Source organism: Nocardioides sp. GCM10028917, from assembly GCF_042666175.1.
In the GTDB taxonomy this organism is placed as follows: domain Bacteria; phylum Actinomycetota; class Actinomycetes; order Propionibacteriales; family Nocardioidaceae; genus Nocardioides.
Genome location: NZ_JBHTFL010000001.1, coordinates 425,119 through 440,495 on the forward strand (window position 1 = coordinate 425,119; position 15,377 = coordinate 440,495).

A 15,377-nucleotide genomic window follows, 5' to 3' on the forward strand; every position below is an offset into this window, starting at 1 on the left:
CGGTCGGGTCACCGCGCGTTGGCTTCGTCCACGAGTTCTTGTGCGATGGCTCGCAGCTTGATGTTCCTGTGTGACGAGGCACGGACGAGGAAGGCGAAGGCGCGGTCCTCGTTCATCTCGTAACGTGCCATGAGGATCCCGATGGCCTGGCCGACGACACGGCGCGACTGCAGCCCCTCGGTGAGGCCCGCGCGCTCCTGTGCGTGTCCGAGCGCAATGGCTGCATGGGTGGCGAACAACCCAGCGAGAGCCCGGGCGTCCTCGGTGACCTCGTCGGAGGTCGTGGAGTAGAAGCTGATGCCACCCAGGGTGTCCTCGCCGAGGTAGAGCTTGACCGCCATCTGGGACCGGACACGTGCCGCAAGGGCTTGCGGCACGTACAGGGGCCATCGCTGCTCGTGCTCGAGGATCGACACACACACCGCGTCGGTGCCTTGCAGCACAGCCGAGCACGGGCCCTCGCGCAGCGCGTACTGCACGGCATCGAGCCGCAGGACAAGGTCGCTGGTGCAGGCCTCGGTCTCGATCGCACCCCGCTTCTCCACCGTGGAGATGCCTGCGTGGTCGAACCCCGGCACGGAGTTGCAGGCCACCTCGACGATGGTCTGCATGGTCTCGTTGAGGCTGCGGGGCTTGTAGAGGGTCCGCGCCGCCTCGGCGATGGACTGCGCGAAATCAGATGAGGTGAGCACGGGGACTCTCTCGGTGCACTGGAAGTGAGGCACACAGAGAGGCGCTCGAACGAGCCCTGCAGACCATCCGTCGGCTCGGACGTGAGTCGGGCGGCTTTTTCACTGTACTCCGTGAACCGGCCCGCTGCGGACAACAACGGACCGGTCCGGGCGCCGCGAGGTGGCGTCACCCGTCCGCCAGTGCGGGATGACGGCTCGCGCGGCCGGCTCAGTCGTCGAGGTAGAGGCCCACCACGACATGGGCGAGCCTCTGGACGGGGATTCTGGCGCGATGCGCCGCATCGTCGAGCTGGGCTCGGGCCTCTTCGACGGACACACCACGTTCGGCGGCGAGCATCCCGGTTGCCGTGTCGACGACCGCGGCTTCCCGCAACTGTGTCGGCGCCTGCTCAGCCGCGCGACGGGTCGCGAACGACAGGTCAGCGTTGGCGACCACCCCGGGCGCCCAGGCACCGAAGACGCCTGCAAGGAGCTCATGCTTGCCCGTGAAGGTGTCATTCGCGCGCCCGTACAGGTTGACCGTGGAGACGACCACGTCGCCGTCGACCACGGGGAGCGTCAAGGTGCTCTGCACTCCCGCGGCGGCGCTGGCCCGGGCGAAGTGCTGCCACCGCTGCTCGCTGAGCAGTCCGTCCGGCGTGGCGATGCCATGGCCGAGGTCGACCGCGTCGACGCACGGACCGCTGGCGACGTACTGAACGGCATCGAGGGTGGCAATCTCCTCATCGGTCGCAATGAGAGTGAACGTCAGGCCGTGCTCGCGGAACGCCAGGCTCACGCCGACGAGTCCCGGCGCGACGTGCTCGGCATGGGACACGGTCGTCCGCAGCTGCTGTTCGAGGCTTCCCTCATCGAGGTAGGACTGGACCTCGTCGAGGGCTTCGAGCGTCTCTGGGATGGGCTCCACGAGCCATCAATACCCGAGGCGGCGTTGTTACATTCCGATCGAGTCGCGATGGGCCGCGAGAAGCCGCTGCGCGACGAGTCTCAGCTTGAGGTTCTCCTGGTTCGACAGGCGAGTCAGGAACCCGAAGGCGCGAGCGTCGTCGACCTGGAAGCGCTCCATCACGATCCCGACGGCCTGGCCGATCAGCTGACGGTTCGTGACCGCCTCCTCGAGCTGGTCGACCCGGCGGGCGTAGTCCAGTGCAACAGCCGACTGATGGGCGAAGAGGTCAGCCAGCATCCCCAGGTCCTCGAACGCACCGACCTTGTCGGAGTAGAGGTTCAAGGCGCCATTCGAGTCCGGGCCGTCGAAGAGGCGGATACCGGCCTGTGCCCGGATTCCCGCTCTCAGTGCAACAGGGGCGTACCGGGGGAACCGCTCGTCGGCCGCGAGGTGCGACGCCACGACGTGGACCGTGTCGACTGCCGCCTCGTAGCAAGGCCCCTCCTCCAGCTCGTACTGCGCCGCGTCGAGCTCTCGCAGCATGTCAGCGGTCGGGGCGACCGTCTCCAGGCGACCGTCCGCATGCTTGATGGTCAGGCTGCTCCAGTGCACGTCCGGCAGGACCTCCACAGCGGCCGCCGTGATGTTCGACAGCGTCTGCTCCAGGTCACCCGGTCGAAGGACGCTCGCCAGCCGCCTGGAAGCCTCGACAACTCGGTCCTCACTCATCCCGGCAGCGTAGACCAGCCCCAGAACCGGTCGCCGCGCTGACAGTGGGACAGGCGGAGGCGGCGGCTGCCGACGAGGCGCCCGCCGAGAGGGGTGACTGGACGTGGCAACCTGCGCCTGGAGTCGGTGCGGCGGGCGGCGCTGACTCGCGGCGGACAGACGCACTTCTAGTCGCATGGATCGCACGTCCGTGCGCTCGAAGCGGTGCAGCGTGAATGGCTTGGCCAAGCCAGGCCAAGCCCAAGTCGGAAGATGTCGCGCAGTGGCCGGATCCGCATCCTTGGGGCTCGATCGTCAGCCGTGATGGTGGAGGAAGCCGCGAACTAGCTCATTGAACGGTCCCGGTGCCTCGAGGTTGCTGACGTGTCCGCAGTCAGGGATCACCGCCAGGTTCGCTCCAGCGATTCGGCGCTCGAACTCGTGCGCCACCGATAGGGGCGATCGGGCGTCGAGCGCACCCCAGATCAGCTGTGTCGCCACCTGGACGGTTGGCAGGACCTCGGTGAGATCGGCCTGTGCCATCGCGGTGAGCGCCGTCAGCATGCTGTGGCGTCTGACGTCAGCCGCCATCGCCTCCATGAGTCGTGCGAAGGGAGCGGGCGGCTCACCCGCGAAGAGTCCGGGCAGGGTCGGATCGAACGCCTCATCCGGCTCAGCCAGCGCCGCGCGCACGGCGGCCAACCTGGCGTCTGCCTCCTCGGCGCCCAGCGACCCCCGCCACCCGGCGTACCCGTCAGCCAGCACCATGCTGCGGACCACTGCGGGATGGCGTCGATACGCCTCGAGGATCACGGTCGTACCCCACGAGATCCCGACGAGCGACGTCGGCGAGCCGACAACCGCCCGGACCATGCCGGCGAGGCAATCGGCGTAGTCGGACAGGCCGAACTCGTCGGGTACGTCTTGAGATCCGCCGGCGCCGGGCTCGTCCCACGCGATCACGGTGAACTCGTCGGAGAGTGCGTCGAGCTGTGGTGTCCAGGCGCGGCTGTCCTCGACACCACCGTGCACGAACATGACCGTTGGTCCGTGCCCGGCGCGGCGGTAGGCGAGGCGGAGGCCATGGACCTCGACCATCTCCATGGACGCGACGGTACTCCCGCTGTGCGGGCTCACTTGCCGGGCTTGATGCGCGCCACCTGAGGGTCGTGGTCGCTGGCCTGGTCGTGGAACTCGGCGTTGATGTGGACGATGTCGTAGTCGAACGACTTCATCCGGCCGCCCACGAGGATGTGGTCCAGCGTCTGCGAGTTGCCCTGGAAGACATAGTTGTACCGCTCGTTGGCAGGCAGGGTGTCGATCAGGTCGAGGAGCGCACCGCCCGCGGTGAGGGTGGCGAGCGTCTGCGAGAACTCGAAGTCGTTGATGTCGCCGAGGACCACGACGTTGGCCTCGGGGTCGATCGACTGAAGGTCGTCCACGAACGTCCGGACCTCGGCCGCCTGCTGGTGTCGCTGGACTTCCGAGCTCCGCAGGGGCGGCTGGAAGCGCGACGTCAGTGGCTGGTCGCCACCCTTGGAGTTGAAGTGGTTGGCCACCACGAAGACGGGCTTGTCGTTGAAGCGGAACTCCCCGGCCAGCGGCTTGCGGCTGTTGTTCCACGCGCTGCTCGTCGGGTCGATCCGGCCGGGCGACACCGACAGCCGCGGCTTCCCGCCCGGTCCGGCGACCACGTCGACCGCCGTCGTCGCGTCGCCACCCGGACGGTCGACGAAGGTGACCCGCGACGGGTTGAAGAGGAAGCCGACCCGGATGTTGCCGCCGGGCTCGCCGCCGTCCGCGAGGTTGACCGGGTCGATCTGGCGCCATTCGTACGCCGGGCCGCCGGCCGCCACGATCGCCGCCGTGAACTCGGCCAGCGTCTGGTCGGCCGCCACCGTGCCGTCGTTGACCGGGCCGTTGTTGTCCTGGATCTCCTCCAGGGCCACGATGTCCGGGCTTCGCAGGTTGTTCACGATGCCCTCGGCCAGCCGGGCGAACTTGTCAGTGGGGTCGTTGGGGTCGAGGTTCTCCACGTTGTACGTCGCCACGGACAGCTCGTTGTCACGTTGCACCCGAGTCGTCTCGCGCACGAGCCCGTTGTCGACCCCGGTGCCGAGCGTGGTCGCCAGGATCTGGTAGCCGCCGAAGGTGCTGTAGGACAGCGGGCCTGCGGTGACACCGGCGAGATGGTCGCCAACGTCGAGCACCGGGAACGGCCGCTCCGCGAAGGGGATCAGCGACCCGATCAGCACGCGTCCGGTGTTCTGCTGGTCGTAGCCGGCGTACAGGGTGCCGCCGCGGGTCGTCGGGTTCTCGTCCGGCTTGGTCGTGATCCACAGCTCGTTGAAGGCCGTCGGGCCGACGACACGGACGTCGCTCACCTGCATCCGCATGCTCTCGCGCGACTCGAAGTAGTCCAGCGTGTAGACCGCCGGCTCCAGGTCGAAGTCCTCGAGGTTGCCGTCGCGGGTGTACGCGGCCGGGGTCGTGACGGTCTCGGCGGGCGGCAGCGGGTTGCCGCTGGACGTCTTCAGCCACTTGGCGCCGATGAGTTCCGTCATCGACTGGTGCACCGCAGTCGCAGGCGCACCGTCCGGGTAGAACTCGTCGACCGTGCCGGTGACGGTGAGCGCATCCCCGACCGCGACGGCGGGCGTGGTGCTGCCGGTGAACACGAGGATGCCCTCGCTGGTGCGCGGGTCGCTGTCGGGCTCGGTGTCCTGCACCCAGAAGCCTCGAGCGCTGCCGAACGGCCGGACTGCCGTGACGACGCCGGTCACGCCGGTGACACGCTCGCCGTCGAGCGGGCTGAGGCGCCCGGTGCCCTGGATGTCGTGGATGTCGGCCGCGATCGCCGTCAGGTTCGGCGGCGCCTTGGGTGTGGGCGGTGCCGCGGTGAAGTCAAAGGCGTTGTCGTCCGTGTCGGTCGTGCTCTCGCGTTGGGCACTCTCGGTGTTGCTGGCTCCGCCGACGGGGGCCGTCTCGCGGACCACCGCGCTGCCGTAACCGACGAGGTCGACGATGCGGGCGTCGGCCGCGCAGTCGGCGGCGGTCTTGCACGTCAGCGCCGCCGTGCCTTGGACGAGCGCGATGGTGCCGGTCGTCGCGGACATCGGGATCGTGCCCGTGACCTCCGGGCTCGGGAGGGGGGTCGTGCCGCCGGCGCCTTGTGCCTCGGCGACGACGTACAGCTGGCTCGTCGCGATGCTGCCGCTCAGTGGGGTGACCTGCCACAAGGACGACACGGTCGGGCTGCCGGGCAGGTACTGGACGCTCCACCCGCTGAGATCCTGGTCGGCGCCGACGTTGGCGAGCTCCACGAAGTCCCGCGTGTACGTCGCGCCGGAGTTGCCGCCCCCGCCGTACACCTCGGCGAGCATGACACCGGTCGTTGGCACCGCATCGGCGCTGTGCGCCGTGACCATGACCGGGAGAGCCGAGGCGACCACTGCCACAGACGCGAGTGCGGCGAGCTTGATGTTCATGATTTCTTCCTCCGACCGGCTTGACCTCTGAGCGTCACACCGGCCCGTCGCTGAGGCAATACACAGGGAGCGACCTCAGACGTCGCTGAGCGGAATGTCCTGCCTCTGAGCTGGGACGGTCTAGACAATCCCTCTTCATGACGGTGGGCGGCTCCGTCAGAGCCACATGCAGCCGCATCAGTCGATCAGCGCGGCCGGTTCGCTGCGGATGGACGCGCCTCTTGACGGTACGGGCTGGCAGCGAGGCGCTGACTCTGCCCTTGCCGCGGGCGCACGCCGGGTGGATCGTGAGACATGGCGCCGCGTTCGATCCGCATCGCAGTCACAGGGCTCCTCGGCGTGTTCGTCGTCGGCTGCGCAGGCGAGTCGGACTCCACAACGAGGCCAACTGATGCGGTCGAGACGAGCACAGCAGAGGATCCCGCCACCGTCGCGCCGCTCAACGTCGATCGGTACCTCCTGAGCGCCGACGAAGGCCCCGGCCTGAACCCACTGTCCCCGCCGCAGACCGTTTCGGGAGAACCGTTCCCGCTGCCCGAAGGCGGCGCCGCGGTGCTGGAGCGCAGCGGTTACATCTCCATGACCTACCAGACTGGGCAAGGAGGCAGCATCGCGGGCGTGAGCAGTGTGCTGTTGTTCGAGACCGAGGCCGGCGCACGCGACTGGATGACCTATGAAACGAGCGACGAGGTGCTTCGACATGAGCTCCCAGACGGCAAGTTCACGTGGTTCCAGGTTCCCGACGTTCCCGGCGCGACCGGATGGACGGGGCCTGACCTGCACGGCAACGCGATCGGAAACGTCTACTGGACACAGGGCCGCTGCATGATGCTCGTCAGCATCGAGACTGATGGGCCGCGCGTCGAGCCGTTGTCGGCGAGTGCCCAAGCCATCTTCGCGCGCACTGGTGGTACGTGTCCGGACGAGTGACGCCTCGGGGCCCAACCGTCGGTGAGCAGCGAGCTCGGCACGCATCACACGAGCGCGTCGAACGCACCTGCTCGCGGCGGAGGAACGGCCATCCCCGTCGACTCACGAGGAGTTCCGCGCGCACCGTCAGACGTTGAAGCGGAACTCCACCACGTCGCCGTCGGCCATCACGTAGTCCTTGCCCTCCATGCGCACCCTGCCGGCCTCGCGGGCCTTGAGCATGGAGCCGGCCTCCATCAGGTCGTCGAAGGAGACGACCTCGGCCTTGATGAAGCCCTTCTGGAAGTCGGTGTGGATGACACCGGCGGCCTCGGGGGCGGTGGCGCCCTTCCGGATCGTCCAGGCCCGCGTCTCCTTGGGGCCGGCGGTCAGGTAGGTCTGGAGCCCGAGGGTGTCGAACCCGACGCGGGCGAGCTGGTCGAGGCCGGACTCGGTGATGCCCATCTCGGCGAGCATCTCGTGCGCCATCTCGTCGTCGTCCATCTCGGCCAGGTCGGCCTCGAACTTCGCATCGAGGAAGATCGCCTCGGCCGGCGCGACGATCTCACGCATCCGGTCCTTGAGGGACTCGTCGGCGAGCTCGTCGGCGTCGCAGTTGAAGACGTAGATGAACGGCTTGGCGGTCAGCAGCGACAACTCGCGCAGCAGGGCGCGGTCGATGTCGGTGGCGATGATGGGCGTGCCGGACTCAAGTGCCTCCTTGGCGGCCCTGGCCGCCTCGAGGTTGGCGACGAGGTCCTTGACCTTGCGCGACTCCTTCTCGAGGCGGGCGATCGCCTTCTCGACCGTCTCGAGGTCGGCGAGGATCAGCTCGGTCTGGATCGTGGAGATGTCGTTGGCGGGGTTGACCTCGCCGTCGACGTGGGTGACGTCATCGTCGCGGAAGACGCGGGTGACCTGGCAGATCGCGGCCGACTCCCGGATGTGGGCGAGGAACTTGTTGCCCAGGCCCTCGCCCTGCGAGGCGCCGCGGACGATGCCGGCGATGTCGACGAACTCCACCGTGGCGGGCAGCACCTTGGCCGACTCGAAGACCTCCGCCAGGCGGGGCAGTCGCTCGTCGGGGACGCCCACGACGCCGACGTTCGGCTCGATGGTGGCGAACGGGTAGTTCGCCGCGAGGACGTCGTTCTTGGTCAGTGCGTTGAAGAGCGTCGACTTGCCCGCGTTGGGGAGACCGACGATGCCGATGGTGAGAGCCACGGGCGGGAAGTCTACGGCGGTGCGCCGCGCTCAGCGATTCGCCGCTGGGGACGGCAGAGGGCCCGGCCGAGCGGCCGGGCCCTCCCTCCTGCGCGCCTTCGCGTCAGCCAGGAGCCGTGGACCGACCGCACCCCCGCGCGATCCGTCCCGGTCATTGCTCCTCCAACCAACCGGGCGCGTCCGGTCCGGGAAAGTCCTGCGCAGGGTCAGGTGTCTGCACTGCACGAACCTGCAGAAGTAGGCCGCCTGCCACGCGCGGCTGCACACGTCCGGTGGCTCGGGGCGACCTGCAACACTCCTGCCCATGACTGACGTGGGGGGTACGCCGGTGCTGCGCGAGCCGGCCAACCGGGTCTCGCCGCAGGCGATCCCGTTCTGGACCGTGTCGGCCCTGGTCGGGGACGCCGTGCTCGTGATCGGCGCCGCGCTCGTCTGGTGGCTGGTCCCCGGCGTCCCCGGCTGGGCCGGTCTGGTGGTGCTCCTGCTCGCGCTCGTCGCGGTGGCGCACGTGGTGCTGATGCCCCGAATCCGCTACCGGGTGCACCGGTGGGAGGTCACCGACACCGCGGTCCACACCCGCGAGGGGTGGATCGGTCGGCAGACCCGCATCGCCCCCATCAGCCGGGTGCAGACGGTCGACTCCCGCCAGGGGGCCGTGATGCGGCTGTTCGGGCTCGCCTCGATCACCGTCACGACCGCCTCGGCCGCCGGACCGATCACCGTGGACTGCCTGGACGCCGACACCGCCCGCGACGTGGTCGCGCGGCTGACCGCCATCACCGCGGCCACCGAGGACGACGCCACGTGATCCCCGAGCCCGGCGAGGGCTTCGTCCGGCTCAGCCCTCTCAAGCTGCTGCTCGATCCCGTGAAGGCCGTCGCGCAGGCGGTCGTGCCCCTGGTCATCGCGCTGGTCGGGATCAGCCGGAGCGACACGAGGTTCTGGCCGATCATCCTGCCGCTCGTGGTGCTGGGCCCGCTCGTCCTCGGCGCGCTGCCGTGGCTGACCACCCACTACCGCCTGACCGGCACCCAGATCCAGGTGCGCAGCGGCATCCTCAACAAGCGGACCTCGACCGCGCCGCTGGACCGCGTGCGCAGCGTCGACCTGGAGGCGTCCCTGCTCCACCGCATCCTCGGCCTCCAGAAGGTGCACATCGGCACGGGGGTCGACGACGACCGCATCACGCTCGACGCCCTCGCCACCGCCGACGCCCAGGCACTGCGTACGACGCTGCTGACGCGGCGCGCGGTGGTGGAGCAGCAGGCCGCCCCGGACGCCGCGGGCCGGCCCGGCGACCTGTCGCCCGACGGGCCCGCCCGTCCCGTGGCTGCGCCGACGGCGCCCGCACCGGCGGTGCCGCTCGCGCGGATCGACTGGTCCTGGCTGCGCTTCGCCCCCTTCAGCCTGGGCCGGCTGGTGCTGCTGTTCGGCGGGCTCGGGGTGCTGTCGCAGTTCGCCGACGAGCTCCCCATCTGGAACGAGGAGACGGCGACCTCGGTGTGGCAGTGGCTCACCCAGTTCGCCGTCGCCGCCATCGCGCTCGTGCTCTCCGTCAGTGCACTCGCCCTGTGGCTGGTCGTCTCCGTCGCCGGTTACGTCCTGCAGTGGTGGGGCTTCCGGCTCGTGCGCGAGCACGGCGCACTCCACGTCACCTCTGGGCTGGTGACGACGCGGTCCATCACCGTGGAGGAGGCGAAGGTGCGCGGCGTCGAGATGACCGAGCCGGTGCTCATGCGACTCGTCGGCGGGGCCGAGCTCTCCACGCTGGCCACCGGCGTCGAGGACGGCGTCACCCAGGTGCTGCCGCCGTGCCCGCGCGGGGTGGCCGTCGCGGTCGGCGAGGCCGTCCTCGAGCACCCCGGCCCGCTGACCGCTCGGCTCGTGGAGCACGGCTCGAAGGCGCGGCGCCGCGCGTGGTTCCGCCAGATCCGCAACGCGCTCGACGTCATCGCGCTGCTCGCGGTCGCCTGGTGGTGGTTCGACCTGACCTGGTGGTGGCTCGCCACGATCGGCGCCGCGCTGCTCGCCCTCGCCGCTGCGGCAGGCGAGGCGTCGTACCGCCACCTCGGCCACGACCTCGCCAGTGAGCACCTCGTCGCCGGGGGCGGCACCTTCGCCCGCATCCGCACCGTGCTCGAGACCGACGGCATCATCGGGTGGGTCGTCTCGCAGTCGTGGTGGCAGCGCCGCGTGGGCCTCGTCGACCTGACGGCCACGACGGCCGCCGGCGCCGAGCGGGTGCTGGTGCGCGACGTACGCCTCGACGTGGCCGTGGCGCTGGCCGACCGCGCGACGCCCGGCCTGCTCACCGAGTTCGTGGACCGGGTCTAGAACCAGGCGTCGCGCATCTCCAGCGTCGTGGTGTCGCCCGAGGTGAGCAGGTCGAGCATCGGGCCCACCTTCGGCAGCTCCCAGCGGAAGAAGTAGCGCGCCGCGGCCCGCTTGCCGTCGTAGAAGTCGCCCGTCCGGTCCCCGACCGCGACGAGCTGCTCGAGCCACATCCATGCGACCACGACGTGGCCGGCGGCCTCGAGGTAGACGGTTGCGTTGGCCATCGTCCGCTCCGGGTCACCGAGCCCGGCCAGCACGAGGGTCACCTCACCCAGCCGGTCGACCGCCGACTGGAGCGCGTCGGCGTGGGCGGCGGGCTCCCCGCCGAGGTCGCGGGCCCGGGCGACGGTGTCGCCGATCCGGGCGGCCAGCGCCACGAGCGAGGCGCCACCGCCGCCGAGGACCTTGCGCCCGAGGAGGTCGAGCGCCTGGATGCCGTGGGTGCCCTCGTGGATGGGGTTCAGCCGCTGGTCGCGCCAGTGGGCCTCGACGTCGTAGTCGCGGGTGTAGCCCGAGCCGCCGAGCACCTGGATCGCCAGGCTGTTGCTCTCCTGCCCCCACTGCGACGGCCAGGACTTCGCGATCGGCGTCAGCAGGTCGAGCAGCCGTCCGGTCTCGGTGCGCTCCTCCTCGTCGCGCGCCGTCGCCTGGACGTCGAGCAGCCGCGAGCAGTAGAGGTTCAGGGCCAGGGCGCCCTCGACGTACGACTTCTGCGCGAGCAGCATGCGGCGCACGTCGGCGTGCTCGATGATCGGCACCTGCGGCGCGCTGGGGTCGGCCGCGCCGACCCGACGGCCCTGCGGGCGGGAGCGGGCGTACTCCAGCGACTTGAGGTACGCGGTGTAGGCCGTGGTGGTCGCGGACATCCCGACCCCGAGGCGCGCCGCGTTCATCATGTGGAACATGTAGGACAGCCCCTTGCCGGGCTCGCCGACGAGGTGGCCGACGGCACCTGCAGCCCCGCCGGGCGTGAAGGCGCCGCCGCCGAAGACGGGAGCGGTGTTGACCGTCCCCCGGCTGCCGAGCTTGTGGTTGATGCCGGCGAGGGCGACGTCGTTGCGCTCGCCGATGGAGCCGTCCTCGCCGACGAGGTGCTTGGGGACGACGAAGAGGGAGATGCCGCGCGTGCCGGGCGCTGCGTCGGGCAGCTTGGCCAGGACGAGGTGGACGATGTTGTCGCCCATCTCGTGGTCGCCGCCGGAGATCCACATCTTGCTGCCGAAGATCCGGTAGGTGCCGTCGTCGGCGGGGACGGCTCGCGTGACCACGTCGCCGAGGCTGGACCCGGCGTGCGGCTCGGAGAGCGTCATCGTCCCGAAGAAGCGCCCCTCGAGCATCGGGGTCACGAAGCGCTCGACCTGCTCGGGCGTGCCGTGGGCGAGCAGCAGCCCGGCGTTCGCGACGGTGAGGAACGAGTACGCCGCGGTGCCGATGTTGGCGGCGGTGAACCACGCCATGCACGCCGAGGCGACCACGTGCGGGACCTGCTGCCCGCCGACCTCCTCGTCGAGGGTCAGCGTGAGCAGGTCCGCCTTGGCGAACGCCTCCAGCGCCGTCGCGATCTCCGGGATCAGCCGCACCTTCTCCCCGTCGAAGACCGGCTCCTCGGTGTCGCTGCGGCGGTAGTGCGGGGCGAAGTGCTCGGTGGCCAGCTGCTCGCACAGCGCCAGCAGCGCGTCGTACGTCTCGCGGTCGTGCTCGGCGAACCGGGGCCGTTCGGCCAGCTGCTCCACGTCGAGCCACTCGAAGAGCATGAATTGCAGGTCGCGTGCGGACAGGATGGTCGACGGCGAGGCGGTGGTGGACACGGGCCGACGCTACCCGGAGGCGACGGGGACCCGGTGCGGCGGTTCGGACAGGCCGAACGCCCCCTCCGCTCGGGACAGAAGGGGCGCTCGGGTCCTTCCCAGACTAGGCGATCAGGAGCCGTAGAGGGTGGCTGCGCCCTGGCGGTCGGTCGCCGTCATGCTCAGGTTGCTCGAGGTGCCGTTGCACTGGGGGTAGTGCATGATCGAGGACGAGTCGTACGGCGTCAGCGGGCGCCAGTTGTTGTCCTCGAAGCAGGTGCCGGACTCGGGCCGCGTGTGCTCGTGGCGGAAGCCCAGCGTGTGGCCGAGCTCGTGGCCCATGATGTTGGCCGGGGTCCACGAGCCCGAGGTCCAGATCGAGTCGTCCACCAGCACGTTGCGCGAGCGCTTGGGCGTGCTCGGGAAGAATGCGCGTGCGATGTACTGCGAGGTCTGCACCGGCTCGACGGAGAAGAGCACGCTGTTGTTGCGCGTCGTGCAGTTGGCGTCCTGCGAGGGCACGTAGACGAAGTTGATCTTCGACGACGCCGCCTCCCAGAGACCGGCGCCACCGTTCATGGCGTTGACGATGTCGGCCTTGCGGGTGCCGAACTTGCTGCTGACGCAGTAGGTCAGGTTGCCGACCTGCGAGGTCGACCACTTGTCGTCGGAGCCGCCGACGGTGTTGACGACGAGACCGTTCTCCATGGCCTCCTCGGAGCCGTGGACCATCCGGTCGTAGTAGCCCTTGAGCTCGCCGGCGTCAGCGATGGGCTCGTCGCCGTTGACGATGTACTGCTGGTCGGCGTCCTTGAAGGTGGAGGCGTGGAACTCCTGGAACGTCGGGATCTCCGAGTCCGTGGCGGCCAGTGCCGGTGAGGCGAGGGCCGCGCCGAGGAGTGCTGCGGAGCTGAGGGCGATCGCCCCGAGTCGACTGCGCTGCATGTGGGTTCTTCTCTCCTGATGGTGGATGTGGCACACGCCATCTCGGAGTCCTGAGCAGCGCCGGACGTGATCTGGTCAGCGTCCGACAAGGGTGGAGCAGGGTTTGCACGAGTTCCCGAGACAGGTGCGTGCCGACGAACTTCCCCCACGACGCCCTGATCTGTAAAGGGTTTCCTGCGCAAAGACTTCCTCGCCCCACGGCATCCGTGCCGAACTGCCTTCCTTAGGGTGGGCGGGTGCGCATCGCGACCTGGAACGTCAACTCCCTCCGATCCCGCATCGACCGCGTCGAGGCGTTCGTGCAGCGACACGACGTCGACGTGCTCGCGCTGCAGGAGACCAAGGCCCGCGAGGACCAGCTGCCGCTGATGGGCCTGCAGGCCCTCGGCTACGACATCGCCGTCGCGGGGCTCAACCAGTGGAACGGCGTCGCGCTGCTGTCGCGCGTCGGCCTCGAGGAGGTCGAGGTCGGCTTCCCGGACATGCCCGGGTGGGGCGACCCCGTGGCCGCCGAGTCCCGCGCGATCGGGGCCACCTGCGGCGGGGTGCGCATCTGGTCGCTCTACGTCCCCAACGGCCGCAAGCCAGACGACCCGCACTACGTCTACAAGCTCGACTGGCTGGCCCGGCTGCGCGCGACCGCGAGCGGCTGGCTCGACGGCGAGACCGCGCTCGTCGGCGACTGGAACATCTGCCCCACCGACGACGACGTCTTCGACGTCAAGCAGTTCGCGAAGTCCACGCACGTGACACCGCCCGAGCGGGCCGCCTTTCAGGGGTTCCTCGACGACGGCTACGCCGAGGTGACCCGCGCCCACGACGCGGGCTACACCTACTGGGACTACTACCGCCAGCGCTTCGAGCGCGACCGCGGCCTCAAGATCGACTTCGTCCTCGCCTCCCCCGCCCTCGCCTCGCGGGTCATCGGCGCCTTCGTCGACCGCGACGAGCGCGACCCCGCGCAGGGCACGGGCTCCCCGTCGGACCACGCTCCGGTCGTCGTCGACCTCGACTGAGGGCTCACATCACGGCGGCGGTCGGCGGCGCCGCGACGGGCTGCGGCGTGCGCCGGATGGCGTACGACATCAGCGCGGCGAGGGCGCAGAGACCGGCCGCGGCGTAGAAGGCGGGGTCGTAGCCGCCGGTGACGTCGCGGACCACCCCGGCGCCGGTGGCGGCGACGGCCGCGCCGACCTGGTGGCTGGCGAAGACCCAGCCGAAGACGATCGGCCCGGCCGCCGCGCCGAACCACTCCCGGCACAGCGCGACGGTGGGCGGCACGGTCGCGACCCAGTCGAGCCCGTAGACGATGATGAAGACCCACATGCTGGGTGCGACGTGCGGCGACATCAGGGCGGGCAGCGTCATCAGGCCGACGCCCCGCAGCACGTAGTAGCCCACCAGCAGCAGCCGCGGGTCGACCTTGTCGGTCAACCAGCCCGAGGCGATGGTGCCGACCACGTCGAAGATGCCGACGACCGCGAGCAGGGAGGCTGCGGTGGTGGCCGGCATGCCGTGGTCGTGCGCGGCCGGGACGAAGTGCGTCGCGATGAGGCCGTTGGTCGTCATGCCGCAGATCGCGAACCCGCCGGACAGGAGCCAGAAGGTCCGGCTCCGGGCGGCGTCGCGCAGCACCCGGATCGCCCGGCCCGCGCTCGAGCCGACCTGCTGGTGCGGCGGCGGGCCGGGATCGGCGTCGGTGGCGCCGAAGGCACGCAGGCCCATGTCGGCGGGGTGGTTGCGCAGGAAGAGCAGGACGAGCGGGATGACGGCGAGGGCGGCCGCGGCGGCCAGCAGTGCCGCCGTACGCCAGCCGTGGTTCGTGGCCAGCCACGCCACCACTGGCAGGAAGACCAGCTGGCCGGTGGCGTTGCCGGCGGTGAGGATGCCGCTGACCAGCCCGCGGCGGGCCACGAACCAGCGGCTGGTGATCGTGGCGACGAAGGCCATCGACATCGAGCCGGTGCCGATTCCGACGAGCAGGCCCCAGCAGAGGATCAGCTGCCAGGGCTCGGTCATGAGGACCGTCAGGCCGCTGCCGACGGCGACCATCAGCAGTGCGAACGTGACGACCGGTCGGACGCCGAAGCGGTCCATGAGGGCCGCGGCGAAGGGCGAGATCAGTCCGAAGAGCATGAGGTTGAGGGAGACGGCAGAGCCGATCAGTCCGTGCGACCACCCGAACTCGTCGTGCAGCGGCTCGATCAGCACGCCCGGCACGGACCGGAAGGCGGCCGCGCCGACGAGCGTCACGAACGCCACCGCCGCCACGACCCAGGCCCAGTGCAGCCGCTGCGGGCTCTGGAGGGTCGGCTCGGAAGGAGTCGTCATCGTCACCGGCACAGTCTCCCGACAACCGGCGTCGTCCGGCGAGTGGCCGAAATGCCAACATGTGCAAGAA

13 protein-coding genes are annotated in these 15,377 nt (G+C 70.0%); 4 read left to right on the forward strand and 9 right to left on the reverse strand.

Going from position 1 to position 15,377, the window contains the following annotated elements; all coding sequences use genetic code 11:
• Positions 1-8: 8 nt before the first annotated feature.
• The 5 genes from ACFQW6_RS02060 to ACFQW6_RS02080 all read right to left on the reverse strand — a co-directional run bounded on the left by ACFQW6_RS02060 (position 9) and on the right by ACFQW6_RS02080 (position 5,777).
• Complete coding sequence (locus ACFQW6_RS02060) at positions 9-692, reverse strand: GAF and ANTAR domain-containing protein (protein WP_378540628.1); 684 nt, start codon at positions 690-692, stop codon at positions 9-11.
• A gap of 208 nt (positions 693-900) precedes the next feature.
• On the reverse strand, positions 901-1,470 hold the full coding sequence (locus ACFQW6_RS02065) for an ANTAR domain-containing protein (protein ID WP_378540630.1): 570 nt from the start codon (positions 1,468-1,470) through the stop codon (positions 901-903).
• Between the two features lie 156 nt (positions 1,471-1,626).
• Positions 1,627-2,310, reverse strand: a complete 684-nt coding sequence (locus ACFQW6_RS02070; RefSeq protein ID WP_378540632.1) for a GAF and ANTAR domain-containing protein — start codon at positions 2,308-2,310, stop codon at positions 1,627-1,629.
• A 294-nt stretch (positions 2,311-2,604) separates the two neighbouring features.
• Positions 2,605-3,393, reverse strand: coding sequence for an alpha/beta fold hydrolase (locus ACFQW6_RS02075; protein ID WP_378540634.1), 789 nt, complete (start codon positions 3,391-3,393; stop codon positions 2,605-2,607).
• 29 nt (positions 3,394-3,422) lie between these two features.
• On the reverse strand, positions 3,423-5,777 hold the full coding sequence (locus tag ACFQW6_RS02080) for an endonuclease/exonuclease/phosphatase family protein (protein WP_378540636.1): 2,355 nt from the start codon (positions 5,775-5,777) through the stop codon (positions 3,423-3,425).
• Between the two features lie 294 nt (positions 5,778-6,071).
• On the opposite strand from ACFQW6_RS02080, the gene ACFQW6_RS02085 reads away from it, so the two are divergent.
• Positions 6,072-6,707, forward strand: a complete 636-nt coding sequence (locus ACFQW6_RS02085) for a hypothetical protein (RefSeq protein ID WP_378540638.1) — start codon at positions 6,072-6,074, stop codon at positions 6,705-6,707.
• A gap of 126 nt (positions 6,708-6,833) precedes the next feature.
• Here ACFQW6_RS02085 and ychF read toward each other — a convergent pair whose 3' ends face one another.
• Positions 6,834-7,910 (reverse strand): redox-regulated ATPase YchF, encoded by a 1,077-nt coding sequence (gene ychF, locus ACFQW6_RS02090; protein WP_378540640.1) that lies wholly within the window; start codon positions 7,908-7,910, stop codon positions 6,834-6,836.
• Positions 7,911-8,214: 304 nt separating this feature from the next.
• On the opposite strand from ychF, the gene ACFQW6_RS02095 reads away from it, so the two are divergent.
• Positions 8,215-8,718, forward strand: coding sequence for a PH domain-containing protein (locus ACFQW6_RS02095; RefSeq protein WP_378540642.1), 504 nt, complete (start codon positions 8,215-8,217; stop codon positions 8,716-8,718).
• Positions 8,715-10,244: a PH domain-containing protein gene (locus ACFQW6_RS02100; RefSeq protein WP_378540644.1), complete on the forward strand. Its 1,530-nt coding sequence runs from the start codon at positions 8,715-8,717 to the stop codon at positions 10,242-10,244. The genes ACFQW6_RS02095 and ACFQW6_RS02100 overlap by 4 nt, the downstream gene beginning before the upstream one ends.
• Here ACFQW6_RS02100 and ACFQW6_RS02105 read toward each other — a convergent pair.
• Together ACFQW6_RS02105 and ACFQW6_RS02110 are read right to left on the reverse strand one after the other, a co-directional pair.
• Entirely contained in the window at positions 10,241-12,052 is a 1,812-nt protein-coding gene (locus ACFQW6_RS02105; RefSeq protein WP_378540646.1) for an acyl-CoA dehydrogenase, read from the reverse strand. The two genes, ACFQW6_RS02100 and ACFQW6_RS02105, sit on opposite strands and share 4 nt — an antisense overlap.
• Positions 12,053-12,163: 111 nt before the next feature.
• Positions 12,164-12,976: a M57 family metalloprotease gene (locus ACFQW6_RS02110; RefSeq protein ID WP_378540648.1), complete on the reverse strand. Its 813-nt coding sequence runs from the start codon at positions 12,974-12,976 to the stop codon at positions 12,164-12,166.
• Positions 12,977-13,212: 236 nt separating this feature from the next.
• On the opposite strand from ACFQW6_RS02110, the gene ACFQW6_RS02115 reads away from it, so the two are divergent.
• Complete coding sequence (locus ACFQW6_RS02115; RefSeq protein WP_378540650.1) at positions 13,213-13,992, forward strand: exodeoxyribonuclease III; 780 nt, start codon at positions 13,213-13,215, stop codon at positions 13,990-13,992.
• A gap of 4 nt (positions 13,993-13,996) precedes the next feature.
• Here ACFQW6_RS02115 and ACFQW6_RS02120 read toward each other — a convergent pair whose 3' ends face one another.
• A complete protein-coding gene (locus ACFQW6_RS02120) occupies positions 13,997-15,307 on the reverse strand; it encodes an MFS transporter (protein ID WP_378540652.1) in 1,311 nt (436 codons plus the stop codon).
• Positions 15,308-15,377: the final 70 nt, after the last annotated feature.

Coding starts and splice junctions, on each gene's coding strand:
- ACFQW6_RS02070 (WP_378540632.1), bottom strand. CDS start 2,310: ATGAGTGAGGACCGAGTTGTCGAGGCTTCCAGGCGGCTGGCGAGCGTC.
- ACFQW6_RS02095 (WP_378540642.1), top strand. CDS start 8,215: ATGACTGACGTGGGGGGTACGCCGGTGCTGCGCGAGCCGGCCAACCGG.
- ACFQW6_RS02075 (WP_378540634.1), bottom strand. CDS start 3,393: ATGGAGATGGTCGAGGTCCATGGCCTCCGCCTCGCCTACCGCCGCGCC.
- ACFQW6_RS02110 (WP_378540648.1), bottom strand. CDS start 12,976: ATGCAGCGCAGTCGACTCGGGGCGATCGCCCTCAGCTCCGCAGCACTC.
- ACFQW6_RS02085 (WP_378540638.1), top strand. CDS start 6,072: ATGGCGCCGCGTTCGATCCGCATCGCAGTCACAGGGCTCCTCGGCGTG.
- ACFQW6_RS02080 (WP_378540636.1), bottom strand. CDS start 5,777: ATGAACATCAAGCTCGCCGCACTCGCGTCTGTGGCAGTGGTCGCCTCG.
- ACFQW6_RS02120 (WP_378540652.1), bottom strand. CDS start 15,307: ATGACGACTCCTTCCGAGCCGACCCTCCAGAGCCCGCAGCGGCTGCAC.